The 24,988-nt window shown below is 63.1% G+C and carries 23 protein-coding genes; 9 read left to right on the top strand and 14 right to left on the bottom strand.

Going from position 1 to position 24,988, the window contains the following annotated elements:
• The first annotated feature begins 342 nt into the window (after positions 1 to 342).
• Together AC4PTT_RS16190 and AC4PTT_RS16185 are read left to right on the top strand one after the other, a co-directional pair.
• Complete coding sequence (locus tag AC4PTT_RS16190; RefSeq protein ID WP_113154355.1) at positions 343 to 873, top strand: TRAP transporter small permease; 531 nt, start codon at positions 343 to 345, stop codon at positions 871 to 873.
• Positions 870 to 2,192, top strand: a complete 1,323-nt coding sequence (locus AC4PTT_RS16185) for a TRAP transporter large permease (RefSeq protein ID WP_113154356.1) — start codon at positions 870 to 872, stop codon at positions 2,190 to 2,192. The genes AC4PTT_RS16190 and AC4PTT_RS16185 overlap by 4 nt, the downstream gene beginning before the upstream one ends.
• A 71-nt stretch (positions 2,193 to 2,263) precedes the next feature.
• On the opposite strand, the gene AC4PTT_RS16180 is transcribed toward AC4PTT_RS16185, so the two are convergent.
• The 5 genes from AC4PTT_RS16180 to AC4PTT_RS16160 all read right to left on the bottom strand — a co-directional run bounded on the left by AC4PTT_RS16180 (position 2,264) and on the right by AC4PTT_RS16160 (position 7,178).
• Positions 2,264 to 2,602 carry a protein tyrosine phosphatase family protein gene (locus tag AC4PTT_RS16180; protein WP_113154357.1) on the bottom strand — a complete coding sequence of 113 codons (339 nt, stop codon included), beginning with the start codon at positions 2,600 to 2,602 and terminating at the stop codon, positions 2,264 to 2,266.
• Between the two features lie 53 nt (positions 2,603 to 2,655).
• Entirely contained in the window at positions 2,656 to 4,728 is a 2,073-nt protein-coding gene (locus tag AC4PTT_RS16175; RefSeq protein ID WP_492161648.1) for a 3-hydroxyacyl-CoA dehydrogenase NAD-binding domain-containing protein, read from the bottom strand.
• Between the two features lie 85 nt (positions 4,729 to 4,813).
• Entirely contained in the window at positions 4,814 to 5,611 is a 798-nt protein-coding gene (gene pcaD, locus AC4PTT_RS16170) for a 3-oxoadipate enol-lactonase (protein WP_492161647.1), read from the bottom strand.
• 202 nt (positions 5,612 to 5,813) lie between these two features.
• On the bottom strand, positions 5,814 to 6,227 hold the full coding sequence (locus AC4PTT_RS16165) for an OsmC family protein (RefSeq protein WP_113154360.1): 414 nt from the start codon (positions 6,225 to 6,227) through the stop codon (positions 5,814 to 5,816).
• An 84-nt stretch (positions 6,228 to 6,311) separates the two neighbouring features.
• Entirely contained in the window at positions 6,312 to 7,178 is an 867-nt protein-coding gene (locus AC4PTT_RS16160) for a beta-keto acid cleavage family enzyme (protein WP_492161646.1), read from the bottom strand.
• A 69-nt stretch (positions 7,179 to 7,247) separates the two neighbouring features.
• Here AC4PTT_RS16160 and AC4PTT_RS16155 point away from each other — a divergent pair, with 69 nt between their 5' ends.
• The 5 genes from AC4PTT_RS16155 to AC4PTT_RS16135 all read left to right on the top strand — a co-directional run bounded on the left by AC4PTT_RS16155 (position 7,248) and on the right by AC4PTT_RS16135 (position 13,957).
• Entirely contained in the window at positions 7,248 to 8,153 is a 906-nt protein-coding gene (locus tag AC4PTT_RS16155) for a MurR/RpiR family transcriptional regulator (RefSeq protein ID WP_113154361.1), read from the top strand.
• Positions 8,150 to 9,472, top strand: a complete 1,323-nt coding sequence (locus AC4PTT_RS16150; protein ID WP_283801520.1) for an aspartate aminotransferase family protein — start codon at positions 8,150 to 8,152, stop codon at positions 9,470 to 9,472. The genes AC4PTT_RS16155 and AC4PTT_RS16150 overlap by 4 nt, the downstream gene beginning before the upstream one ends.
• 290 nt (positions 9,473 to 9,762) lie before the next feature.
• On the top strand, positions 9,763 to 10,743 hold the full coding sequence (locus tag AC4PTT_RS16145) for a TAXI family TRAP transporter solute-binding subunit (protein ID WP_113154363.1): 981 nt from the start codon (positions 9,763 to 9,765) through the stop codon (positions 10,741 to 10,743).
• Between the two features lie 80 nt (positions 10,744 to 10,823).
• Positions 10,824 to 13,517: a TRAP transporter permease gene (locus AC4PTT_RS16140; protein WP_206544748.1), complete on the top strand. Its 2,694-nt coding sequence runs from the start codon at positions 10,824 to 10,826 to the stop codon at positions 13,515 to 13,517.
• Positions 13,518 to 13,531: 14 nt separating this feature from the next.
• On the top strand, positions 13,532 to 13,957 hold the full coding sequence (locus AC4PTT_RS16135) for a universal stress protein (protein ID WP_206544749.1): 426 nt from the start codon (positions 13,532 to 13,534) through the stop codon (positions 13,955 to 13,957).
• Between the two features lie 101 nt (positions 13,958 to 14,058).
• Here the strand turns inward: AC4PTT_RS16135 and ccoS are convergent, their stop codons facing one another.
• From ccoS to ccoN, 8 genes are all read right to left on the bottom strand, one after another.
• Positions 14,059 to 14,259 (bottom strand): cbb3-type cytochrome oxidase assembly protein CcoS, encoded by a 201-nt coding sequence (gene ccoS, locus AC4PTT_RS16130; RefSeq protein WP_206544750.1) that lies wholly within the window; start codon positions 14,257 to 14,259, stop codon positions 14,059 to 14,061.
• Positions 14,256 to 16,541, bottom strand: coding sequence for a cation-translocating P-type ATPase (locus tag AC4PTT_RS16125; RefSeq protein WP_492161645.1), 2,286 nt, complete (start codon positions 16,539 to 16,541; stop codon positions 14,256 to 14,258). The genes ccoS and AC4PTT_RS16125 overlap by 4 nt, the downstream gene beginning before the upstream one ends.
• Positions 16,538 to 17,032, bottom strand: a complete 495-nt coding sequence (locus AC4PTT_RS16120; RefSeq protein WP_113154368.1) for a FixH family protein — start codon at positions 17,030 to 17,032, stop codon at positions 16,538 to 16,540. Before AC4PTT_RS16120 ends, AC4PTT_RS16125 begins: the two co-directional genes overlap by 4 nt.
• Entirely contained in the window at positions 17,029 to 18,606 is a 1,578-nt protein-coding gene (gene ccoG, locus AC4PTT_RS16115; RefSeq protein ID WP_492161644.1) for a cytochrome c oxidase accessory protein CcoG, read from the bottom strand. Before ccoG ends, AC4PTT_RS16120 begins: the two co-directional genes overlap by 4 nt.
• Before the next feature lie 169 nt (positions 18,607 to 18,775).
• Positions 18,776 to 19,642, bottom strand: coding sequence for a cytochrome-c oxidase, cbb3-type subunit III (gene ccoP, locus AC4PTT_RS16110; RefSeq protein WP_206544753.1), 867 nt, complete (start codon positions 19,640 to 19,642; stop codon positions 18,776 to 18,778).
• A 1-nt stretch (position 19,643) separates the two neighbouring features.
• Complete coding sequence (locus AC4PTT_RS16105; protein ID WP_113154371.1) at positions 19,644 to 19,796, bottom strand: cbb3-type cytochrome c oxidase subunit 3; 153 nt, start codon at positions 19,794 to 19,796, stop codon at positions 19,644 to 19,646.
• A gap of 12 nt (positions 19,797 to 19,808) precedes the next feature.
• Positions 19,809 to 20,540 carry a cytochrome-c oxidase, cbb3-type subunit II gene (ccoO, locus tag AC4PTT_RS16100; protein ID WP_113154372.1) on the bottom strand — a complete coding sequence of 244 codons (732 nt, stop codon included), beginning with the start codon at positions 20,538 to 20,540 and terminating at the stop codon, positions 19,809 to 19,811.
• Positions 20,541 to 20,552: 12 nt separating this feature from the next.
• Positions 20,553 to 22,193 (bottom strand): cytochrome-c oxidase, cbb3-type subunit I, encoded by a 1,641-nt coding sequence (ccoN, locus tag AC4PTT_RS16095; protein WP_113154373.1) that lies wholly within the window; start codon positions 22,191 to 22,193, stop codon positions 20,553 to 20,555.
• A 158-nt stretch (positions 22,194 to 22,351) separates the two neighbouring features.
• Here ccoN and hemN point away from each other — a divergent pair, with 158 nt between their 5' ends.
• Both hemN and AC4PTT_RS16085 read left to right on the top strand, forming a co-directional pair.
• Positions 22,352 to 23,716 (top strand): oxygen-independent coproporphyrinogen III oxidase, encoded by a 1,365-nt coding sequence (gene hemN, locus AC4PTT_RS16090; protein WP_492161643.1) that lies wholly within the window; start codon positions 22,352 to 22,354, stop codon positions 23,714 to 23,716.
• A 120-nt stretch (positions 23,717 to 23,836) separates the two neighbouring features.
• Positions 23,837 to 24,046, top strand: a complete 210-nt coding sequence (locus AC4PTT_RS16085; protein WP_206554366.1) for a DUF1858 domain-containing protein — start codon at positions 23,837 to 23,839, stop codon at positions 24,044 to 24,046.
• 26 nt (positions 24,047 to 24,072) lie between these two features.
• Here AC4PTT_RS16085 and AC4PTT_RS16080 read toward each other — a convergent pair whose 3' ends face one another.
• Positions 24,073 to 24,774 (bottom strand): Crp/Fnr family transcriptional regulator, encoded by a 702-nt coding sequence (locus tag AC4PTT_RS16080; RefSeq protein ID WP_113154375.1) that lies wholly within the window; start codon positions 24,772 to 24,774, stop codon positions 24,073 to 24,075.
• Positions 24,775 to 24,988: the final 214 nt, after the last annotated feature.

Raw genomic sequence — 24,988 nt, 5'->3', positions numbered from 1 at the left:
TCCGCCCCTTTTTCTGAACGGTCTCGCCGCTTCGGCAAGGGCGAGACGATCCGATCTTTCAACTTTGCATCGGTCCGGTGGGAACCGGCGGGCTCCGGTTCCGCAGGCGTTCGGGCGCTTGCGTGGGAAGAAGTGGCTGGCTAACGTCATCGGACCCTGCCGAAAAGGTACAAGGCTGAAAAGGTACAAGGCTGAAAACGTACAAGGCCGAAAAGGTACAAGCCGAAAAGGTACAAGAATGAGTGGGAACGCCATGGGAAGGCACGCGGGACTGGACGTGCGAAGGCACGCGGGACTGGACGTGCGACGGCACGCGGGACGGCACGGGGGACGGGAAGGCGCATGAGACTATCGAGCATCATTGTCTGGCTGGCCAGGACAATGGCCATTCTGGGCGGGATCGTTCTGGTGGCGGTGATCGTCATGACGGTCGCCAGCATTACCGGCCGCGCGCTGGTGCGCTTCGGGCTCGGCCCCGTGCCGGGCGATTTCGAACTGGTGCAGGCCGGCGTCGGCTTTGCCGTCTTTGCTTTTCTGCCCTGGTGCCAGCTCAATCGCGGTCATGCCACGGTGGACATTTTCACCGCTTTCCTGCCGGGCAGCGTGAACCATGTGATCGATCTGGTGACGGAGATCATCATGACACTGGTTCTGGTGCTGATCGCCCGCCAGCTCTATTACGGCATGATCGACAAGCTGAGCTACAGCGAAACCACCTTCATCCTCCAGTTTCCCCTGTGGTGGCCCTACGCGGCCTGCCTGGTGGCGGCTGTCATCGCGGTGATCGTGTCGATCTACATGGTCTTCGTCCGCTATCGTGAATTCAGGGCCGGAACGCCGACGCCAGGGCTCGGGCAGGGGAGTGTCCATTGACCAATCTTGAAATCGGGCTCTGGTCCTTTCCGTTACTGCTTCTTCTGATCTTCCTGCGTCTGCCCATCGGTCTCGCCATGCTTCTGTGCGGGCTCGGCGGCAGCTGGATCGTGTTCGGCAATGTCACGCCGGTGCTCGCCAAGCTGAAGAACGAGACCTATTCGACCTTTTCGGGCTATTCGCTTTCCATCATTCCGCTGTTCCTGCTGATGGGGCAGTTTGCAACGCTGGGCGGCATGTCGCGGGCGCTGTTCAAGGCGGCTGAAACATGGATGGGCCACCGGCGCGGTGGTGTGGCCATGGCGGCGGTGGGCGCATGCGCCGGCTTTGGCGCGATCTGCGGCTCGTCGCTGGCGACGGCGGCGACGATGAGCCAGGTGGCGCTGCCGGAGCTGCGGCGCTACGGCTATTCGGGCGCGCTCGCCACGGGCACGCTGGCGGCCGGCGGCACGCTCGGCATTCTTATCCCGCCATCGGTGATCCTCGTTATCTATGCGATCCTGACCGAGCAGAACATCGCGAAACTGTTCGTTGCGGCCCTCGTGCCGGGCGTTCTGGCTGCTGTCGGTTACATGCTCGCCATCTCGATCTATGTACGGCTCTGGCCCGACTCTGCCGGCACGCGCGAGCGTGCTCCCTATTCGGAGCGGATGCGGGCGCTGCTCGATGTCTGGCCGGTGCTGATCGTGTTTCTGGCGGTTGTGGGTGGCATCTATCTGGGTGTCTTCACGCCGACGGAAGGCGCTGCGGTGGGGGCGGCGGGCACGGGCCTGATCGCGCTCATCAATGGCGGGCTGACACGCGAAACCTTCGTGGAATCAATCCTTGCGACGGCAACCGCCACGGCGATGATCTTCTTCATCGTTCTGGGTGCCGGGTTCTACAATTCGTTCCTGGCGCTGGCTCAGGTGCCGCAGCAGATGGCGGCGTTTGTGAGCGAGCAGGGCTACAGCCCCTGGATGGTGCTGACGCTGATCCTGCTGCTTTATCTCGTGTTCGGCTGCGTGATGGACTCGCTGTCCATGATCCTGCTGACCATTCCGATCTTCTTCCCGATCGTCACGGTTCTGGATTTCGGGCTGGGCGCGGAAGAATTCGCGATCTGGTTCGGCATTCTGGTGCTGATCGTCGTGGAGGTGGGGCTGATAACGCCGCCCGTGGGCATGAACCTGTTCGTGTTGAACTCCATGGCGAGAGACACGCCGATCTCGGCGACCTATCGCGGCGTTCTGCCCTTCGTGATGAGCGATATTCTGCGGGTGGCGCTTTTGACGCTGTTCCCGGCGATATCGCTGTTCATGTTGCGCTGGCTTTATTGAGGACACAAAAAAGCGGGGCCGGAAACGGGCCCCGCTTTTTTTAGCGATCAATCACGTCCGGGCGGCGCTTCTTAAAGACCGCGTTCCTTGATGATGCCGTAGAGATTTGCCGAGCGCGCGCCGCTGCGGCAATAGGCGAAAACCGGGCCGGGAAGCTCTTTCAGAGCCGCTGCCATGTCGGTCACGTCGTCCATTGTCATGGCGCCGGAAACCACCGGCACATGGCGGAAGGAGAGCCCCGCCTCTTCTGCAGCGCGGGCGATGCTCTCGACTGCGGGCTGGCCTGCTTCCTCGCCCTCGGGGCGGTTGCAGATGATGCTCTTGAAACCGGCTGCCTTCACGGTCGCGATGTCTTCCGCCGTGATCTGCGCGGCGACGGCGTACTCTTCTGAAATCTGACGAATGTCCATACTGTCTCGTTCCGCTGTTTCGTTTGGCGTCGAATATAGGGTGCGACCCCGCCTTATGCGAGGTCGGCAAAGCCTCCGCCGGTCAATGCAAGCTGACGAAGCAGCGGCGCAGGCTCAAAGAGCGGGTTGCCGGTCTTCTGGTGCCAGTGCTCCAGCCGTTCGACGATTGTCCTGATGCCGAAGCGTTCGGCCCAGAACATCGGGCCGCCCTTGGCGACCGGGAAGCCGTAGCCATTGACCCACACCACGTCGATGTCGGAGGCGCGGGCGGCAATGCGCTCCTCAAGGATCTTCGCACCCTCGTTGATCATCGGGTAAAGCGTGCGCTCGGTGATCTCGTCCGCGCTGATCTCGCGCCGTTCGACGCCGAGTTCCGCAGCCTTCTTCCCGATGAGCTCCTGAACGAAGGGATCAGGCTTCGGTGTGCGGGAGCCTTCCTCGTAGAGATAGAAGCCGCGTCCGGCCTTCTGGCCGAAATGGCCCGCTTCGCACAGCGTGTCGGCGATGGGGGCGGTGAGACCGAGCGACTGGCGGTGCTTCCAGCTGATGTCGAGGCCGGCAAGGTCGACCATCTGGAACGGCCCCATGGGCCAGCCGAAATCGGTGAACACGCGATCAACCTGCTCGGGCGTTGCGCCGGAGAGGAGAAGGTCTTCGTTCTGCTCGCGCCGGGCGGCAAGCATGCGGTTTCCGACGAAGCCATTGCACACGCCGACCACGACCGGAACCTTGCCGATTTTACGGGCAAGGGTCAGCGCGGTCTTGATGACTTCGGGCGCGGTCTCGTCGCCGCGCACGATCTCCAGAAGCTTCATGACGTGGGCGGGCGAGAAGAAGTGAAGGCCGACCACATCCTGCGGACGCTTCGTGGTGGCCGCGATCTCGTTGACGTCGAGATAGGAGGTGTTGGAGGCGAGGATCGCGCCGGGCTTCAGCACGCTGTCGAGCGCGGTGAAGACCTGACGCTTCACGCCCATGTCCTCGAACACGGCTTCGATGACGATGTCGCAGTCGGAAAGGTCTGCATAATCGGTGGTGCCGGAGATGCGCGCGATCCGCGCTTCCTTCTCTTCAGGCGCGATGGACCCGCGCTTGACCGACCCGGCATAGGTTTTCTCGACATGGGCGAGACCGCGCGCAATGGCGTCCTCGTTCATCTCCAGAATGGTGACGGGAATGCCGCCATTGGCCAGCGCCATGGCGATGCCCGCACCCATCGTGCCTGCACCGATGACGCCCGCGCGGGCGATCTTGCGCGCCTCGGTCTCGCGACCGACGCCGGGCACTTTGGTGGCTTCGCGGGTGGCGAAGAAGAGATGACGCTGGGCGGCGGATTCGGCGCTGTCGCGGCGCTCCAGAAAGAGTTCGCGCTCGCGGTCGAGTGCTGCGTCGAACTCCATGGTGATGGCGTTGCGGACGGCTTCGGCCGCCGTGTGCGGGGCGGTGAGGCCGCGCGCCTTCTTCGTGACCGCCCTGACCGCTTCGTCAAAGGCGGCGAGGTCGACGGCGAGCTTTTCGGCGCGTGCGCGGATGTGGGGGTGTGCGTTGCCGGAGGCCGCCTTCTCGCGGGCGAATGCGATGGCTTCTGCAAGCAGATCGGTTTTGGCCAGCCGGTCGACCGCGCCAAGCCGCACCGCTTCGTCCATGCCGATGGGTTTGCCGGAGACGATCATCTTCAGCGCCGCTTCGGGGCCGACCAGGCGCGGCAGGCGTACCGTGCCGCCGGCGCCCGGGATGAGACCCAGATTGACTTCGGGAAGGCCGATCATGGCGCTCTTGTCGGCCACCCGGTAGTGGCAGCCGAGCGCCAGTTCGAGACCGCCGCCAAGCGCGGTGCCGTGGATGGCGGCCACGGTGGGCTTGTCGATACTTTCGAGCATGGCGATCAGGTCGGGAAGGCTCGGCTCCTTCGGTGGCTTGCCGAATTCGGAAATGTCGGCTCCGGCGATGAAGGTGCGGCCTGCGCAGGTGATGACGATGGCCTGAACGGCGTCATCGGCTTTTGCCTGCTGCAGCGCTTCGAAGAGCGGCGCGCGCAGCGCATGGCCGAGCGCGTTGACCGGGGGATTGTCCAGAGTGAGGACGGCGATGCCATCGTCCCGGGTGATCTTTACGGTGTCGCTCATTCAAAGTCCTCTCGTCATCTGAAGTGACCAGTTTGCCGTGCGGCGTGGGCAAATGCAGCGCGGCATATCGCCCATTGGGAAATGTTCAGGCATCGGGCGCGGTGCTGCGCAGGAAGTCTGCAATGAGTGCGGCCGTTTTCTCCGGCTGCTCGATGCAGGGCAGGTGACCGGCGTCTTTCACGATCTCGAACCGCGCGCCTTCGATGAGCCCGGCAAGCGTGCGCACCAGATCGGGCGGGGTCGAGCCATCGTGATCGCCGACGATGCACAGGGTGGGCAGTTTCAGGGTGGCTGTCGATTCCGTCAGGTCGGCGTCGCGCAGGGCAAAGCCGGTGCCGGCATAACCGTCGACCGTGGTGCGGGTGAGCATCGCGGTGTAGCCGATGAAATCGGCGTTGTCCGGCGAGCGGAAGGCGGGCGTGAACCAGCGTTCGAGGATGCCGTCCGAGATGGCGGCAATGCCTTTCGTGTTCACCGCCTCGATGCGGTTGTTCCAGAGGTCGTCATTGCCGATTCTGTGGGCGGTGTCGCAGAGCACAAGGCGCGACACGCGATGCGGATGCCAGGTGGCGAGGCCCTGGGCGATCATGCCGCCGACCGAAAGGCCGATAATGGTCGCGCCGGTGATGTCAAGATGGTCGAGCAGGGCGGCCAGATCATCGACGTGATCGGCAAGCGCATAGGGCTGCGGCGTGGCCTCGGAAAGGCCATGGCCGCGCTTGTCATAGAGAACGATGCGGTAATCGGCTTCGAGCCGCGCGACGACGCCATCCCAGATGCGGAAATCTGTTCCCAGCGAGTTGGAAAAGACCAGAACGGGCTTGCCTGCCGTTCCCCTGACCTCGTGATGAATGACGACGCCGTTTACCCGCACAAAGCGCATATACTCTCCTCCCATGGTTTGCCGTTAGGCGGCTTCTGTATGGGAGAAGGGCGCGGCGTCGTCAATGATCGGAAGATCGAAACGCTTTAGCTTCTGATCCCAGAGCGCCGTGCGTCCATTCGGACGCACAAAGGACGCTCTAACCTGTTGAACCTACGCATCGTGCTTTCCGAAAATCGATTCCGATTTTCGGGCCGATGCGTTAGCCGGCCATCGTCATTTCGACGGGACCGTTCAGCGAGTTGGAAACGGTGCAGCGGGCCTTGGCGCGCTTGATCAGCTCTTCACACTGCGCCTCGTCAGGCATGGTGTCGAGCGAGACGGTGGCGGCGTAGCTGCCGATACGGTCGGGCAGATCCTCGGCCTTCTTGCCGCTCACTTCCACGGAAACCGTGCCGACTTCGATCTTCATTTCCTGCGCGGCGTGGTGGAAGGAGAGCGCAAGGCACGCGCCGAGCGCGGAGATCATGAAGTCCACCGGCGTTCCGGCCTCTTCCGTGGAGGGCGAGGTGATGGCGACATTCTGCTTCGGCGCGGTGTCGACATTGATGACCTTGCCAGGGCCGATGGCCGTGGTGAAGGGACCGTAGGTTTTCGCTTTGATGCGGATCGCCATGTTTAGAGACTCCAGAAAGGCAATTCAGACGCGCCACATGTAATGGCGCGCCTGTCCCGCGTCCACCGGAGATGAGGCGAAGCCTCAGCGGCCGGTTGCCGGTGCGCCGAGCCCCCAGCTCCCGCGCAGATCATCGGCTGTCGCGAGCGGCGTGCCAAGCGCGGTGAGGGATGCAGCGACACTGGAAACGAGGGCCGCATTGTCCGGCGCGATCTTGCCATCGGGGCGTTGCAGATTGTTCTCGAAGCCGACGCGGGCATGGCCGCCCAGAAGGCAGCCCGCAGTGACGCAGGCGGCCTCGCGCGGGCCGAAGGCGCAGAGCATGAAATGCGCGAAATCCGGCATGGTTCCGTCAAGGAAGGGCAGGAGATCGGCAGGATCGGAGCGCTGGCCTTCCGTGTAGCGGCCGAGCACGTAGAGAACCGGAATGTCGGGGAAGGGGATAAGGCCGTGCGCCATCATGCGCTTGAGCTGCAGCGCCTCTTCCGGGTGGTAGAGGATGATCTGCGGGGCGATGTTCTCGGCGCGCATGAAGGAGAGAAATTTTGAAAACTCCTCTTCGTGCGAGGCGTCGGGCACCAGTTCGCGCAGGGCGAGCGATACCGCCTCCGGGCGCACCTGGCGCACCACATCCATCTGCTCGCGCACGCCATAGCACCCCACGGCCTCGGTGGTGATCTGAATCACCAGACGGTCGCCGACAGCCTTCCTGATGGCGGCGATGGCGTCGCGATAGGCATCGGCATCAAGGATGTGACGGCCTTCTTCATCGCGCACATGGCAATGGATCATGGCGGCACCGGCTTCAAGGCAGGCCGCTGCGGTTTCGGCCAGCTGGGCGGATGTCTGCGGCAGGGCGGGATGGTCCGCGCGGGTGCGGCGTCCACCATTGGGGGCGACGGCGATGGCGGCGCGATGGGCGTTTGCAGATGCGCTCACGGAATACTCCATTTGAAGCATTTAATATCAACTTGCAACACTTGTTGCATACGCTGAAGCGCCCGTCTAGGATGAGCCATCATGGATCGCGCCACACTTGCTGACCGCATTACGGAATCCTTTGAAGACCTGCCGGGCCAGCTTGGCGCGGCGGCGCGCTACATTCTCGACAATCCGGGCGATGTGGCGCTGCTTTCCATGCGCGAGCAGGCGCGGCGTGCGGGCGTTCAGCCATGGACGATGACGCGGCTTGCGAAGCGTTTCGGCTTTGATGGTTACGACGAACTGCGCCAGCTTCACGGCGAGGCGCTGAAAGAACAGGCGCTCGGCTTTGCCGGCAAGGCGGGGGAGCAGGTTGCCAGGCAGAGGCAGGGCGGGAGTCATGCGCTGGCGCGCGATATCGCCGCGCAGACGGCGGCCCAGCTTGGCAATCTCGCTGACGCCGGCACGCTGGAAGCGCTGGCGCGCGCTGCGGCAACCCTGGCCGCAGCGCGCCGCATCTATTGCTTCGGGCTGCGCTCGAGCCACGCGGTGGCGGCGCATTTCACCTATTCGATGACCTTTCTCGGCGAGAAGGCGCATCTGCTCGACCATGTGAACGGGGCAGGGCTCGACAAGCTGCGCCACGCGACCGCCGAGGACGTGTTCTTCGTGACCACGGTTGCGCCCTACACACGGGCGACGGTGGAAGCGGCGGCCAGCGCACGGGCGCTGGGGCTGACCGTGGTTGCGCTGACGGACAGTGCCGTTTCACCGCTCGCCAGCCTTGCAGACCAGTGCGTGATCGTTTCGACGGAGAGCCCGTCCTTTCTGCACACGATGACGCCGGCCTTCGCGGCCGCCGAAATTCTGGCAGCGCTCGTTGCCGGCGAAGGAGGCGAGGAGGCGCTCGCGGAAATCGCAAAGACCGAAGCGCTGCTTTCCACCCTCAATACCCATTTGCTCGATCCCGCGCCGCGTGCGCATCGTTCTGGAAAACCCAAATGACACACATTCTGCATCGTCAGATCCATGCCTCACTGCCGGTTGCCAAGGGCGGCCGCGGCGTCGAACTCTTCGATGAGGCGGGCAATGCCTATATCGACGCATGTGGCGGCGCTGCCGTTTCGTGCCTCGGCCATGGTCACCCCGATGTGGTGGATGCGCTGAAAAAGCAGGCGGAGACGCTCGCCTATGCGCACACAAGCTTCTTCACCAACGAACCGGCCGAACAGCTCGCGGATCGCCTGATTGCGGGTGCGCCCGAGGGTATCAGCCATGCCTATTTCGTGTCTGGCGGTTCGGAGGCCAACGAGGCGGCGCTGAAGATGGCGCGCCAGTATTTCGTGGAGAAGGGCGAGCCGCAGCGGCGCAGGATCATCGCCCGCCGGCAGAGCTATCACGGTAACACGCTGGGCACGCTGGCGACCGGCGGCAATGAGTGGCGGCGCGAGCCGTTCAGGCCGCTCCTGATCGAAACGCACCATATCGACCCGTGCTACGCCTATCGCTACCAGGAGGCCGGAGAGAGCGAAGAGGCTTATGGCCTTCGCGCCGCGCAGGCGCTGGAAGACAGGATCAACGCGCTGGGGCCGGACACGGTGATGGCGTTCGTCGCCGAGCCGGTGGTCGGGGCCACGGCGGGCGCCGTGCCGGCGGTGAGCGGCTATTTCAAACGCATCCGCGAGATCTGCGACCGTTATGGCGTGCTGCTCATTCTGGACGAGGTTATGTGCGGCATGGGGCGCACGGGCACCATGCATGCCTGCGAGCAGGACGGGATTGCACCGGACATGCTGACCATCGCCAAGGGGCTTGGCGGCGGCTATCAGCCCATCGGCGCGGTGCTTCTGGGGCAGCACATCTTCGACGCCTTTGCGGAAGGGTCGGGCCTGTTCCAGCATGGCCACACCTATATCTGCCACCCGATGGCGTGTGCGGCCGCGCTGGCCGTGCAGGACGTGATCGAGCGCGACGGGCTTCTCGCCAATGTGCGCGAGATGGGCGCTTATCTGCGCGAGCGCCTTGAAGCGCGTTTCGGCAACCACGCCCATGTGGGCGACATTCGCGGGCGGGGCCTGTTCCTCGGTCTCGAACTGGTGGCCGACCGCGGGACGAAGGAGCCGTTCGATCCGGCGCGCAAGGTCCATGCAGCGGTCAAGAAAGAAGCGATGAAACGCGGCCTCATGGTCTACCCGTCCGGCGGCACGATCGACGGAACGCGCGGCGACCACGTGTTGCTGGCTCCGCCCTTCATCATCGACAGGGCCGTCGCGGACACGATTGTCGAGCGGCTCGGAGAGGCGGTCGACGCGGCTACAGGGTAATTTTACGTAAACGGAGGAGGAAGAAATAATCCGCAAGAAAAACAGAAGTTTGTGTTTTACGCGCTAATGGCGTTGACACAGATTTCAGTCATAGCAAATTGCAAATTGCGCGTCCGAGCCATTGACTCGGGACGGGGGGCGTTTAACGCTTCACGTCAGGTCTTTGCGGGCCGCGCTTTGCCGGGCATCTCGCACGCAATGCCCGGCTGCGGTTGTTCGGTCCGGACCGACCACAGCATCTTTCGACGTGCACGTATGCGTAAAGCATCATTTCATTAGGGAGACGCACTATGAAACCTCATCGCATTCTCGGTTTTGGCCTCGCGGCCGCGATGCTCGGCTCGCTGGCGACCGGGACGGCCAGCGCCCAGGAGCAGCGCTTCGTTTCCGTCGGCACTGGCGGCGTGACGGGCGTTTACTATCCGGTTGGTGGCGCGATCTGCCGCCTGATGAACCAGAACCGTCGCGAGACGGGCATTCGCTGCTCGGTCGAGTCGACCGGTGGTTCCGTCTTCAACGTCAACGCCATCAAGGGCGGCGACCTGGAATTCGGCGTCGTGCAGTCCGACGTTCAGTACAATGCCAACAAGGGCGAAGCCAATTTCGCCGATGGCGGCGCACACGAGAAGCTGCGTTCGGTCTTCTCGCTGCACGCCGAGCCGCTCACCCTGGTGGCGCGCAAGGAAGCAGGCATTGCATCCTTTGACGACCTCAAGGGCAAGCGCGTGAACATCGGCAATCCGGGTTCGGGCCAGCGCGCCCTCATGGACCTGCTGATCGCTGAAAAGGGCTGGACGAATTCGGACTTCGCCGTTGCTGCAGAGCTGGCCCCGGCCGAACAGAGCTCCGCACTGTGCGACAACAACATCGATGCGTTCGCCTACACGGTCGGTCACCCGGCTGGCGCCATCCAGGAAGCCACCACGACCTGTGACAGCGTGATCGTGCCTGTAGAGGGTGAGGCAGTCGACAAGCTCGTTGCCGACAACCCCTACTACTTCAAGGCGACGATCCCGGGCGGCATGTACCGCGGCACCGACAATGACGTGAACACCTTCGGTGTTGGCGCGACCGTCGTGACCTCGGCTGATGTTCCCGATGACGTTGTGGCCGCTTTCGTGGACGCCGTGTTCAAGGATTTCGACGCCTTCAAGGCGCTGCATCCGGCACTTGCCAACCTGACGCCTGAGAGCATGGTCAATCAGGGCAACTCCGCCCCGATGCATCCGGGCGCAGAAGCCTACTACAAGGAAAAAGGCTGGCTCAAATAAGCCGGTTTAAAAAAGGGGCGCCCGCCATGCGGGCGCCCTTCTTTTCCCAATGAAGAAAACGCATCAAGAGGGGATGGCGCATGGCGACGAAACCTGAAACCGCTGGCAAGAATTCAGCGCCACTGAATGACGACGAACTTCAGGATCTTGTTGCGTCATCCGATACCGGAGCGCGCGATCCCGAAGGCACTGCCGGCTATATCATTGCCGGTGTTGCGCTTTGCTGGTCGCTTTTCCAGCTCTACATCGCGTCGCCCCTGCCTTTCACACTGACCAGCATGACCGGCCTGCCGCTGGTGTTAAACGATGCGCAGTCGCGCGCGATCCATCTGGCATTCGGCCTGTTTCTCGCATTCATGGCGTTTCCGGCGCTGGCCTCCAGCCCGCGAAACCGCATTCCCGTAAGCGACTGGGTGCTCGCCATCGTGGCGGCAAGCTGTGCGCTCTACATCTTCGTTTTCTACCGCGACCTCTCGCAGCGGCCCGGCCTCCCGATCACACAGGATCTGGTGGTGGCGGGCATCGGCATGGTGCTGTTGCTGGAAGCGACGCGCCGCGCGCTCGGGCCACCGCTCGCCGTGGTCGCCATTGTCTTCCTGCTCTACGTCTTCTTCGGCTCGTCAACCTTCGTGCCAGACATCATCCGCTGGGGCGGCGCTTCGTTCAGCCGCGCCATGGACCAGATGTGGCTCTCGCCGAACGGCGTGTTTGGCGTCGCGCTGGGCGTTTCGTCGGCCTTCGTGTTCCTGTTCGTGCTGTTTGGCTCGATGCTGGACCGGGCGGGCGCGGGCAATTTCTTCATCAAGCTCGCCTTCGCGCTGCTTGGCCATCTGCGTGGCGGACCGGCCAAGGCGGCGGTTCTGGCCTCGATGATGACCGGTCTGATTTCGGGTTCCTCCATCGCCAATGTGGTGACGACGGGCACCTTCACCATTCCGCTCATGAAGCGCGTCGGCTTCTCGCCGGAAAAGGCGGGCTCCGTCGAGGTGGCGAGTTCGGTCAACGGTCAGATCATGCCGCCCGTCATGGGCGCGGCCGCGTTCCTGATGGTCGAATATGTCGGCATTCCCTATTTGCAGGTGATCAAGCACGCGTTCCTGCCGGCCGTGGTCTCCTATATTGCGCTGCTCTATCTGGTGCATCTGGAAGCCGTGAAGAAAGACATGCCGGTGCTTGAGAAGCGCCAGTCGCACCCGGCCCTGGTGGCCCTGATGCGCTCGGGCATCGTCATTTCGTCCATCGTCATTCTGATTGGCGTGATCTACTACGCGATCAATTTCATCAAGTTCATGCTGCCGAACCTCTCGGCGCCGGTGCTGATGGCAGCCCTCCTGATCGCCTATGTGGCGCTCATCTGGTATGCGGCCAAATCGCCGGATCTGGAGATGGACGACCCGAATGCGCCGGTGGTGGAACTGCCGCTGCCGGGCGAGGTTATCCGCACCGGTCTGCATTACCTTCTGCCGCTTTTCGTGCTGGTCTGGTCGCTGATGGTCGAGCGCAAGTCGCCCGGTCTCTCGGCCTTCTATGCGGTGCTGCTGCTGATCGTCATCATCGTCACGCAGAAGCCGTTGAAGGCGCTGTTCCGTGGTCTGCAGAGCGCAGACCAGCGGGCGGCCTTCAAGGAAGGTTTCGACGATCTGGTGGTCGGCCTCATTCTCGGCGCGCGCAACATGATCGGCATCGCCTGCGCCACGGCGGCAGCCGGCGTCATCGTCGGCACGGTCACGCTGACGGGCATTGGTCAGGTGATGGCCGAGTTCGTCGAGTTCCTGTCGGGCGGCAACATCCTGCTGATCCTCGTCTTCACGGCGCTGATCAGTCTGGTGCTGGGCATGGGCCTGCCGACCACGGCGAACTACATCGTGGTCTCCTCGCTGATGGCTCCGGTGATCGTGGAGCTGGGCGCCGCCAATGGCGTTCTGATCCCGCTCATCGCCGCGCACATGTTCGTGTTCTACTTCGGCATCATGGCGGATGTGACGCCACCGGTGGGGCTAGCCTCCTTTGCGGCTGCGGCCGTTTCGGGCGGCGATCCGATCAAGACCGGCTTCACGGCGTTCTTCTATTCGCTGCGCACGGTGCTGCTGCCCTTCATCTTCGTGTTCAACACCGATCTGCTTCTGATCGATGTGAGCTGGGCGGGCGCGATCTGGGTGACCATTCAGGCGACCGTCGCCATGTTGATCTTTGCGGCTGCGACGCAGGGCTTCTTCATGGCGCGCAACAGGCTTTGGGAGTCGGCGGCGCTGCTGCTCGTCACCTTCATGCTGCTGCGTCCGGGTTTCTTCCTGGATCTGGTTCAGCCGCCCTATATCGAAACCGAACCGACGAAGATCTTCGAGGCGGTTGCCGAGGAGCCCGATGATGCGGAAATCCGCTTCACGATCCGCGGGCCGAACTTCGACAATCCCGACGAGATCGACGAGCGCACCATGGCGTTCAATCTGGGGGCTGCGGGCGAGCCGGGTGAAGCCCGCTTCGAGGCAGCGACCGGGCTGGTTGCACAGATCGACGGGGAGCGGGTGCTTCTGGAAGAGCCGTTCGACATGAACAGCCTCGCCGGCAAGACGCTTGCGAGCCTCGATTTCTATGCCGACGAGCCGGTTCAGATCACTTCAGTCGAGGTGAGCGACGAAGGGCGCATGCCGCGCGAGATCTTCTATCTTCCGGCCGCTCTTCTGCTGGCGCTGGTCATGTTCCTGCAGCGCCGCCGCGGGGGCACGCTGACCGGCAATCCGAAAGCCGGTGCGCCGCGTTCGGCAGAAGCCTGAAAGGATTAGGATCCATGTATAAGGACATTCTCGTTTCCATCGATCTGGGGCATGCCGAGGGGGAGGTGCGCACGCTGGAAACAGCGGTCGATTACGCCCGTACCTTCGGTAGCCGCCTGCATGTGATGACGGTTGTGCCCGATTACGGCATGTCCATCGTCGGCGGCTTCTTTCCCAAGGGGCATGAGCATGACGCGATCCAGCACGCCAATGAGGCACTGCATGAGTTCACGAAGAAATATGTGCCCGACGAAATCAAGCATCGGCACATTGTCGGCCATGGATCGATCTATCGCGAGATCCTGCGCTATGCGGGTGAAGTGAAGGCGGATCTGATCGTGCTGTCGGCTTCGCGCCCAAGCCCGGAGGATTACCTCATCGGGCCGAATGCCGCGCGCGTTGTGCGGCACGCATCCATTTCCGTTCTGGTGGTGCGCTAGCGTTTTTTGCAATTGCCGAGCCGGTAATCGAGCTCAAAGAAAACGGCCGTGCTTCCTGAGGGAGCGCGGCCGTTTTTTCGTGTCTGCCTGTCTTGCAGGGATCAGCGTTTCTTCCCGTCTTTCGCGTTGTTCGGCGGGTTGTTCGGCGGATCGTCCGGGCTGTCGTCATCATCGAACAGGATGCGCTCTGCCGCTCCGTCGAGATCCTCATACTGGCCGCTCTTGAGCGACCAGAGGAAGGCGGCAAGGCCGACTGCGCCAAGGAAGAGGGCAATCGGAATGAGAATGACGAGATTGGTCATGCCGCAGCCTCGGCGAGGGGCGCGTTGTGGCCCTGTGTCGGGGCCTTGGCCTCCGCCGGTCCGACAAGACGCCTGTCGGTGCGCAGGCGCAGCGCATTGCCGATGACGATCAGCGACGACAGCGACATGGCGACCGCCGCCACGAGTGGCGTGACATAGCCAAGCACGGCGATCGGAACGGCCAGCAGGTTGTAGATGATGGCCAGGCCAAAATTCTGACGGATCAGACGGCCGGCGCGGCGCGACACGTCGCGGGCGAGCGGCACGGCCAGCATGTTGTCGCGCAGGAACACGAAATCGGCGGCGTTGCGGCCAATGTCGGCTGCCGTGGCCGGAGCCATGGAGACGTGTGCCGCGGCAAGTGCCGGCGCATCGTTCAGCCCGTCGCCAACCATCAGAACCTTGCGGCCTTCGGCTGCGAGCGCGCGCATCCGGTCAAGCTTCTCGCCGGGCAGGACGCCCGCCTGAAAACGCTCGACGCCGAGTTTTTCGGCAATGTCGCGGACCTGCTCTTCGCTGTCGCCGGAGATGATCTCGACACTGACGCCGTTCTTCTGGAGGAAGGCGACGGCCTTCTTCGCGTCGGGCCGCAGCCGGTCTTCGAAGCGGAAGGCGGCCAGCTCTTCGCCATTGCGCGAAAGGACGGTGCCGCCGGCGTCATTCTCATGCGCATCTTCGCGGCCAAGCGACCAGCCTGCGCGGCCAAGCCGCCAGACGGTGCCGCCGGAGCGCGCCTCGATGCCAAGGCCCGGCACCTCCTCGACACTGTCGAAGGTGGTGGTTGCGCGGGCGGAACCCGCAGCGCGCAGAATGGCGCGGGAGAAGGGGTGGCGCGAGTGGGAGGCCACGGAGGCGGCAATGGCGAGAACCTGCGGGTCGATGTCTGCCAGATTGCGCAATTCGGGAATGCCGAGCGTGAGCGTGCCGGTCTTGTCGAACACGGCGGTGTCGATCTGGGCGAAGCGCTCCATGGCCGCGCCGTCCTTCACCATGATGCCGTTTTCAAACAGCCGGCGGGCGGCGACGACCTGAACGATCGGCACGGCAAGGCCAAGCGCACAGGGGCAGGTGATGATGAGAACGGCAATGGCGATGGTGATTGCGCGATGCCAGTCGCCGCTGGCAGCCATCCAGCCCAGAAAGGTGATGAAGGCGGTGGCGTGGACCACCGGCGAGTACAGTGCAGAGGCGCGGTCTGCCAGCCGGCGATAATGCGCGCGGCCACCTTCGGCCGCCTCCATGAGGCGCATCATTTCGGCAAGGAAGGAGGTGTCGGCGGTGGCGGTCGATTCCATCACCAGCGGCTGGGTGAGGTTGAGCATGCCGGCGCGCACATCCGAGCCGGGCTTGACCGGCTGGGGCGCGCTTTCGCCGGTGGCCATGGAGCAATCCAGCTCCGAAGCGCCGGTCATGACCACGCCGTCGACGGGAATGCGTTCACCAGCGGCGACGACCAGCTTCATGCCGGGCGTGACTTCCTGCAGCGGAAGATAATCGCGACCGCCATCCTCGGCGACGACCAGCGCGCCGCGTGGAGCAAGGCGGGCAAGCCCCTTCACGGCGGTGCGGGCGCGTTCGCGCATCACGTGGTCGAGCGTGCGTCCGATCAGAAGGAAGAAGAGGAGCGAGACCGAGGCGTCGAAATAGGCGTGCTGGCCGCTGTTGATAGTCTCATAGATGCTGAGCCCGTAGGCAAGCGATACGCCGAGCGCGATGGGCACATCCATGTTCATGCGCCCGTGGCGCAGCGCGTTCCAGGCGGAGCTGTAGAAGATGCCGCCGGCAAAGACGAGCGCGGGCAGGGCGATCAGCGCGGAGAGCCAGTGAAAGAGATCGCGCGTGCTGTCTTCCGCGCCGGACCAGACCGACACGGACAGAAGCATGATGTTGCTGGCGGCAAAGCCGGAGATCGCCACGGCGCGGATCAGCTGCGACAGGACGGGGTCCTTGCCGGATTCGACGCTGTCGAACAGGTGGGCGGCGTAGCCCAGCCGGTTCAGCGTATCGATGATGGGCGGCAGTTCGCCGTCGCGCCACTTCACGCTGACGCGCTTGGTGGAGAGATTGACACGCGCGCCGACAACGCCGTCAAGCTTGCCGAGCGCGCTCTCGATTGTCTGAATGCAAGCACCGCAATGGACGCCGGGCACGGAAAGATCCGTCTGCTTCAGGCCTTCGCCGACGGTGCGGCTGGCGAGAAGGATTTCTTCCGAACGCGGCCCGGCATCGCGGGCCTGTTCCGCTTCCAGCGCCATTTCGGTGCCGGGGGCGCAACAGCTCATCTCAGTGCTCCGTCCTTGATGACGATGCGACGCACGTCGCGATAGGGATGGTCGAGGCCTGCCTCGGCGGTGATGCTGACGACCCAGGTGCCGTCACCGGGACCATGGTCGACGCCGAAAGCGCCATCGGGGCGGCGCTCAAGCTCGAGCGTCGTGTCTTCGTCCGCCGTCACGGGACGGTGCATGATCAGCTTGACGCCGTCGAGCGGGATCAGGCTGCCGCTGGCATCGGTCAGGCGATAGGTGATCGCGCCGTCCTCAACGATGAGGTCGCCGTTCCAGCCGAGTGCGGCCTGCGCGCGGCCCTCTGCCGCACGCTCGTTGAAGGTCTGGCTCGCCACATAGCTGTTCTTGACGATAAGGCCGGTCCAGCTCGAATTGGCGTAGAAGGCCATGGTCAGGTTCACCGCGATGATGACGCCGAAGAAAGCGATCATGATGGCGAGCATGTGCCACCCGGTGAAGACTTTCTGCTTTTGTGCGCTGCTCATCGTGAGGCCTCCGGAATGTTGAAGCTGGCCCGGTAAACGTCGCTCTCGAAGCTGGCCTTGTCTTCAACAACAAAGCTGAACCTTTCGCCGGCCTCGTCGAGACGGTCCGCAGGCAGGGTGACGAAAATGCGCACTTCACGCAAGCGATCCGGCTCCACAGGCACGGAGGCCGAGCGGCCTTCCGCCTGATCGAGGCCGACAACGTTCATTGTAGCACCCGGCAGGCCGTCGAGCGACAGCACGATTACACGCGGTTCCGGGATCATGTTCAGGAGCTTGACCGTGTAGCCGTTGCGCACGGAGCCGTCGGACAGAAGCACATATTGCGGATTGCGGTCGTGCAGGACGTTCACTTCCAGCCGGTCACGGGTCAGGAGGGCGTAGAGCATGGCCAGACCGACCAGCGACCACGCGCCGAAATAGACGAAGGTGCGCGGGCGGAAAATCTTCTTCCAGCGGAAATGCGCGACCTTGTCGGTCAGGCGACCGTTTTCGTTGCGCACGCGGTCGGGATTGATCGCGTCGGCGCCGCCGGAGGTGGCGAGCGCCATGTTGGCATTGTAGTCGGAAAGGGTCGCATAGGAGATGAGACCACGGTCGCGACCCAGCTTGTCCATCACGCCGTCACAGGCGTCGATGCACAGGGCGCAGGTGATGCACTCGAGCTGCTGGCCGTCGCGAATGTCGATGCCCATCGGGCAGACCGCCACACAGGCGTTACAGTCGACGCAGTCGCCAACGGTCTGACCGGCTGCCGCAGCCTTCTTCGCATGGCGGGTGCGGGGTTCGCCGCGCCAGTCATTGTAGGTGACGGTCAGCGAGTTTTCGTCGAGCATGGCCGCCTGAATGCGCGGCCACGGGCACATATAGGTGCAGACCTGTTCGCGCATCAGGCCGCCGAACACATAGGTGGTGGCGGTCAGAACGGCGATGGTGATGTAGGCGACGGGGGCCGCCTTACCGGTCACGAGGTCGATGAGCAGGGCAGGGGCGTCGGCGAAGTAGAACACCCAGGCACCGCCTGTCGCCACCGCGATCAGAAGCCATATCAGGTGCTTGGAAAAGCGCTTGCCGAGCTTGTTGACCGACATCGGCGCGCCATCAAGCTTGATGCGCGCATTGCGGTCGCCCTCAATGGCGCGTTCCACCACGAGGAAGAGGTCGACCCAGACCGTCTGCGGGCAGGTGTAGCCGCACCATGCGCGTCCCACCGTGGAGGTGATCAGGAAGAGCCCGATGCCAGCCATGACGAGCAGGCCCGCGACATAGAAGAATTCCTGCGGCCAGATCTCGATGAAGAAGAAGTAGAAGCGCCTATTGGCCAGATCCACGAGCACGGCCTGATCGGGTGCGTAGGGGCCGCGATCCCAGCGAATCCAGGGCGTCAGGTAATAGATGCCCAGCGTGACCAGCATGATCAGCCACTTGAACCGCCGGAACTGCCCGGAGGCGCGCTTGGGGAAAATCTTCTTGCGCGCGGCGTAAAGCGATTGCCGCTTGCCGGCGGAGTTTACAGCTTCGGCATCAAGTCGTTCGACGTCGTTGCTGGCTGCATTGTTCGTAACAAGGGTCATTCGGCGGCTCGCAGACTGCTCGGTATTGAAATTTCTAGTCTCTCAGGGTGCACCAGTGCATTGATCCCGATCAAAGCCCTTTTTGCGCGCAGGGAAAGTCGACGTTACGTCGCTGCGACAAAAAACCCGGCCAGATGGCCGGGTTTTTGCTTTCCGTATGGCGCTGCGGCTACTGGCCGCCACCAAGGGAGTAGACGTAGACGGACAGTTGCTTGACCGTCGGATCGCCAAGGCGGGCCTGCCAGGCTGGCATGACGCCGTGCTTCGGCTGACGCACCTGCGCGGCGATTTCCCGCTCGCTGGAACCGTAGAGCCAGATCGCATCGGCCAGGTTCGGCGCACCGAAGGTGATGTCGCCCTGGCCATTGTCGCCGTGGCAGGAAGCGCAGTTGTCGGCGAAGACCTGTGCACCGGCCTCGGCCAGCGCCGGGTCGGACGGCGTTCCGGTGAAGGACACCACATGGGCGGCCACCTGACGGATCTCGTCAGCGCTCAGGATGTCGCCGAAGGCCGGCATTTCGCCGAAGCGGGTGTCGTCGTCGCCAGCAAAGCGCACGCCGTGCGCGATGGTCTGGTGGATCGATTCGATGTCTCCGCCCCAAAGCCAGTCATCGTCATTGAGGTTCGGATAACCGGCAGAACCCTGCGCGCCCGAGCCATGGCACTGCGAGCAGTTGACCTTGAACGCGGCGTCGCCTGCTGCGGTCGCAAAGCGGCGCAGCGTCTCGTCGGCGAGAATCTCTTCAAGCGACTTGTCGGCGATGGCCTGACGCAGATCGGCCTGCTGTGCAGAGACCACGTCCATGGTGGTGGAGAACTCGCTGCGGCTGGAATAGCCCAGAACGCCCTGGGTGGCGGAGCTGACCAGCGGCCATGCCGGGTAGGCGACGGTGTAGCCGATCGCCCACACGATGGTGGCGTAAAAGGTCCAGACCCACCAGCGGGGCATGGGGTTGTCGAGTTCCTTGATGCCGTCCCACTCATGGCCGGTGGTCGAGACGCCGGAAACCTCGTCGATATCTTTCTTCTCACTCATCTCAATCGTCCTTAAGCGGGATGCGTGCGGCTTCTTCGGCGCTCTTCTTGCTTCCGGGACGGAAGGCGAAGATGACCACGCCGATGAAGAAGACGGTCATGGCCAGTAGGCCCCAGCTATCTGCGAACTGTCGGAGCGCTGTATAGGCTTCCATGATTTATCCTCCTCACCGATATCCGGCCGTTTCGTCGTAGGTCGAGAAATCAACCAGCGTGCCGAGCATCTGCAGATAGGCGATCAGCGCGTCCATCTCCGTCAGCGCGTTGGGGTTTCCGTCGAAATCACCCAGAACGGCCTTGGGATAGCGTTCTTCGAGCCCGGACGTATCCGCATTCGGATCAGCCTGGGCGCGAATGTCCGCATTGGCGTTGAGCACCATTTCTTCCGTGTAGGGCACACCCACGCGCTGATTGGCGATGAGCTCGGTCGAGAAATCGTTGATCTCGAGCGGGGTGTCCTTGAGGAATGCGTAGCTCGGCATGATCGATTCCGGCACCACGGAGCGCGGCTCGATCAGATGGTCGACGTGCCACTCGTTGGAGTAGCGGCCACCCACACGGGCCAGATCCGGGCCCGTGCGCTTCGATCCCCACTGGAAGGAGTGATCGTACATCGATTCCGCCGCCAGGCTGTAATGGCCGTAACGCTCCACCTCGTCGCGGAACGGACGGATCATCTGGCTGTGACAGGTGTAGCACCCTTCACGGACATAGATGTTGCGTCCGGCCAGCTCCAGCGGCGAGTAAGGGCGCATGCCCTCCACCTTCTCGATCGTGTTCTCAAGATAGAAGAGAGGCACGATCTCGACGATGCCGCCGACGGTAACCACGAGGAACGATCCCACCAGGAGCAGTGTGGCGTTCTTTTCGATGATCTTGTGTTTGTCCAGCAATGCCATCGTGTGGGCTCCTTAACCGGCGTTTTGAATGGTGGCTGCGGGCTGTACGACAGTGCCGCCGATCGGCTCTTCCTCGCGCTGGTGGCCGAGGATGGTCATGGCCAGGTTGTAGGCCATGACGATGCCACCGAGCAGGAAGAGCACGCCGCCAAGTGCGCGCAGCACGTAGTAGGGGTGCATTGCAGCCACGGTTTCGGCGAAGGAGTAGACCAGGAAGCCCTGAGAGTCGTACTCGCGCCACATCAGACCCTGCTGGATGCCGGAGACCCACATCACGGCCGCATAGACCACGATGCCGAGGGTGGCGAGCCAGAAGTGCCAGGTGACGAGCCGCAGCGAGTAGAGACGCTCGCGGTGCCACAGCTTCGGAACCAGATAGTAGAGTGCGCCGAAGGTGATCATGCCGACCCAGCCGAGCGCACCGGAATGCACGTGACCGATGGTCCAGTCAGTGTAGTGCGACAGCGAGTTGACGGCCTTGATGGACATCAGCGGACCTTCGAAGGTGGACATGCCGTAGAAGGCAACGGCCAGAACCATCATGCGGATGATCGGGTCGGTGCGCAGCTTGTCCCATGCGCCCGAAAGCGTCATCAGACCGTTGATCATGCCACCCCAGGACGGCATCCACAGCATGATCGAGAAGACCATGCCCAGCGTCTGCGCCCAGTCGGGCAGGGCGGTGTAGTGCAGGTGGTGCGGACCGGCCCAGATGTACAGGAAGATCAGCGCCCAGAAGTGAATGATCGACAGACGGTAGGAGTAAACCGGACGGTCGGCCTGCTTCGGAATGAAGTAGTACATCATGCCGAGGAAGCCGGCGGTCAGGAAGAAGCCCACCGCGTTGTGGCCGTACCACCACTGGGTCAGTGCGTCCTGAACACCGGCAAAGAGCGAGTAGCTCTTGGAACCGAAGGGCGAAACGGGAACAGCAAGGTTGTTCACGATGTGCAGCATCGCGATGGTCACGATGAAGGACAGGTAGAACCAGTTGGCCACATAGATATGTGGCTCCTTGCGCCTCATGATCGTGCCGAAGAAGACGATGAAATACGCCACCCAGACAATGGTGAGGAACAGGTCCACATACCATTCCGGCTCGGCGTATTCACGGCTCTGGGTGATGCCCAGAAGATAGCCGGTTGCCGCCATGACGATGAAGAGCTGATAGCCCCAGAACACGAACCAGGCCAGGTTGCCGCCAAACAGGCGCGCCCGGCTCGTGCGCTGCACCACGTAGAACGAGGTGGCGATCAGCGCGTTGCCGCCGAAGGCGAAGATAACGGCCGAGGTGTGCAGCGGCCGGGTGCGGCCGAAGTTGAACCACGGTTCGATGTTCAAATCCGGGTAGGCAAGCTGGAGCGCCACGATGACGCCAACCAGAAAGCCGACAACGCCCCAGAATGTCGTTGCGATGACGCCGTACCGTATCGGACCGTCCATATAGCCGTCGGTGTCGGCCTTGAGCGGTATCGATGCCGCGCCCTCGGGCGCAAAGCTGGTGTTGCGCATCAACACGATCGCCGATCCCAGCAGGACAAAGAACAGAACCCACATATGGGCCTGAAAAGCTGAATCCTGCGCCAGACCCGCAGCGGCCAGAGCTGCAAAAGCAGCCAGGCCGACCAATACGATCTCGGTGCCAAATCTCATTGCTGTTTCCCCAATCCAGAAAAGCTCGCGGGAATCCGTTCCCCGATTCCCACATTCAACGCATCTCTTAACGGGAACCGAACTGCCTTGATCTGCGTCAAAGCTGCGCGCCCCCAGCCATGAAAAACAGTTTCCGTTCATTATGAGGGATGGTCAACATGCAGCGCGCAGGCGAACAGATCACCGGGACAGTGCCGGCAACCCGTTATTCAGAAGCGGTTCCGCGCTATACGAGCTATCCGACGGCCCCGCATTTTCATGCAGGAATCGGCGCAGAAACCTTCCGTGGATGGCTGCAACAGACGGGCAGCAGCGACGACGTGTCGCTCTATTTACACATCCCTTTTTGTGATCGGCTGTGCTGGTTCTGCGCCTGCCACACGAAAATGACCCGCCGTTACGAGCCGGTCGCGGCGTTTCTGGACGCGCTCCTTAGTGAAATAAAGACTGTGGGAAACGTGCTGGATGGCAATGGGCGCATCCGCGCGCTCCATTTCGGCGGCGGCTCGCCCACCATGCTCCGGCCCGAAGACGTGCTGCGGCTGGGCGCGGCGCTGAAAGACGCCTTCAACTTCGCCGATGATGCGGAGATCAGTGTCGAACTCGATCCCAACGATATGGACGATGCGCGGTTCGACGCGTTTGCGGCCATCGGCATGACGCGCGCCAGCCTTGGCGTGCAGGATTTCGACCCGAAGGTGCAGACGGCCATCAATCGCGAGCAGACCTTTGAACAGACCAGGGGCGTTGTGGATGGCGTTCGCGCGCGCGGCGTGCATTCGGTCAATCTGGACCTGCTCTATGGCCTGCCGCACCAGACGCTTGAAAGCGTGGCCGATACGATCAGGCAGGCGCTGACGCTTTCGCCGGATCGCATCGCGCTTTTCGGCTATGCGCATGTGCCCTGGTTCAAGAAGCACCAGACGATGATCGACGAGGCATTTCTTCCGGGGCCGGAAGAGCGCTTTGCGCAGCAGCAGGAAACGGCGCGCATCATCCGCGAGGCCGGATATGAGGTGATCGGGCTCGATCATTTCGCAAAGCCGGATGATCCGCTGGCGGTGGCTGCGCGGGAAGGGCGGCTGTTCCGCAATTTCCAGGGCTATACGGAAGATGCGTGCCGGACGCTGATCGGGCTCGGGCCTTCATCGGTGTCGCGCCTGCCGCAGGGCTATGCGCAGAACACGCCGGCGACTGCGAATTACGAGCGCATCGTCAGCGAAGGCGGTCTTGCCACGGCGCGGGGCATCGCGCTCAGCGAAGAGGATCAGGCGCGGGCCTGGGTGATCGAGCGGCTCATGTGCGACTTCGCCTTTTCGGGCGAAGAGGCGATCCGGCTATTCGGCGAATGCGGGCGGCGGATCGTGAGCGAGGCGCGTCAGGCGGACGAAGAGGCCGGACTGGTGGAAGATGGCGGCACCTTCAGCCTGCGCGACGAGGCGCGGCCGCTGGTACGTTCGACGGCTGCGCTGTTCGACCAGTATCTGAAGCGTGGCGGCGCGCGCCACTCTGCTGCCGTGTGACCGACGCGCGGCTTGTTGCGTCAGCGCAATGAACCGTGGCCCGAAGGCCGCTATCCTGCGTGTCGAAGCCATCGAGCTGAATGCCTGAGTGGAGGATGTTTCGGTCTGGAGGAGGCGACGATGCGACAGACGCATTTGCGTGCCGGGATGACGCTTGAGGAGATCATGGCGCACTGGCCGGACACGGTCGCGGTGATGCTGCGCCATCACATGCTGTGCGTGGGGTGCCCGATTACCGCGTTTCATTCGGTGAGCGACGCCTGCCAGGAACATGGCATCGATGAAAAGGCATTCAGGCGTGAGCTGGAACTGGCAATCACGGAGGGCTGACGGATTCTGACCCTAGGGTCCTGACCCTAGCTCTCCTTGCGGGCCTCGGCTTTCAGGAGCAGGCGGTGCGGGCTGATCACCACGACACGCTTGCGGCCACCGCGAACGATGCCGTCCTTCTCCCATGCCTGAAGGACGCGGCTGACCGTGTGCAGCGTCGCGCCGGTCATCTCCGCGATGTCCTGCCGGGTGATCGGAAAGTCGATCTCCACCCCTTCGGCGGTCTTGCGTCCGGTCTGCTTGACGAGGCGCAGGAGAGCATGCGCCACCCGTTGCTCGACCTGCTCGGTCGACATTTCGACAACGCGCGTGTGCGCGTCCTGCAGACGGCCGCCGACGGTCTTGTAGGTGTTCGCGCCAAGTGAGGGGAAGCGTGCGGTCAGTTCGTCCCATTTCGCATTGGGCCAGGCGAGCGCCACGCATTCTGCTGCGGCGACAGCGGACGCCGGATAGGTGCTGCGGCCAAGGGCGGCTGCGATGCCGAACAGTTCGCCGACGCTGATATAGCGCACGATCACCTGTTGCCCCTCGGGCGTTGAGCGAACCACGCGAATGTGGCCATCGAGCAGGACGTAAAACGATTCCGCTTCATCGCCCTGGGCGAAGACTGTCGCGCCTTCGGAAAAGCGCAGGGGCTGCGCATAGCCCAGAAGCGTCTCCAGCTCCCGGCGCTCCAGCCCCGAAAAGCTGGGCAGATCGGCAATCAGCGAAGGGTCGAGGCCCGGCATTTGCAACTCCGCGTTCAAAATCGCGCTTTTTTTAGACCGTCTTTGCGCTAGCGCAAATTCTCGCGGCGCGAAAGCCGCTAGAAAAACACTCAGAGAGCCACCCAAAAGGATATCCAACGGCTCTTCATGAGATGCTGCTGCGACAACCAGCGGCGGTGCGCACCGGCCAGTCCGGTAGCGTCGACGCAGCAGCCGGCCGGACGGAATGGGGGAA

The sequence above is a fragment of the Nitratireductor sp. WH36-1 genome (assembly GCF_058725515.1).
The sequence above is the reverse complement of the archived record's forward strand: the minus strand, read 5'-3'. Positions and strand labels throughout refer to the sequence as shown.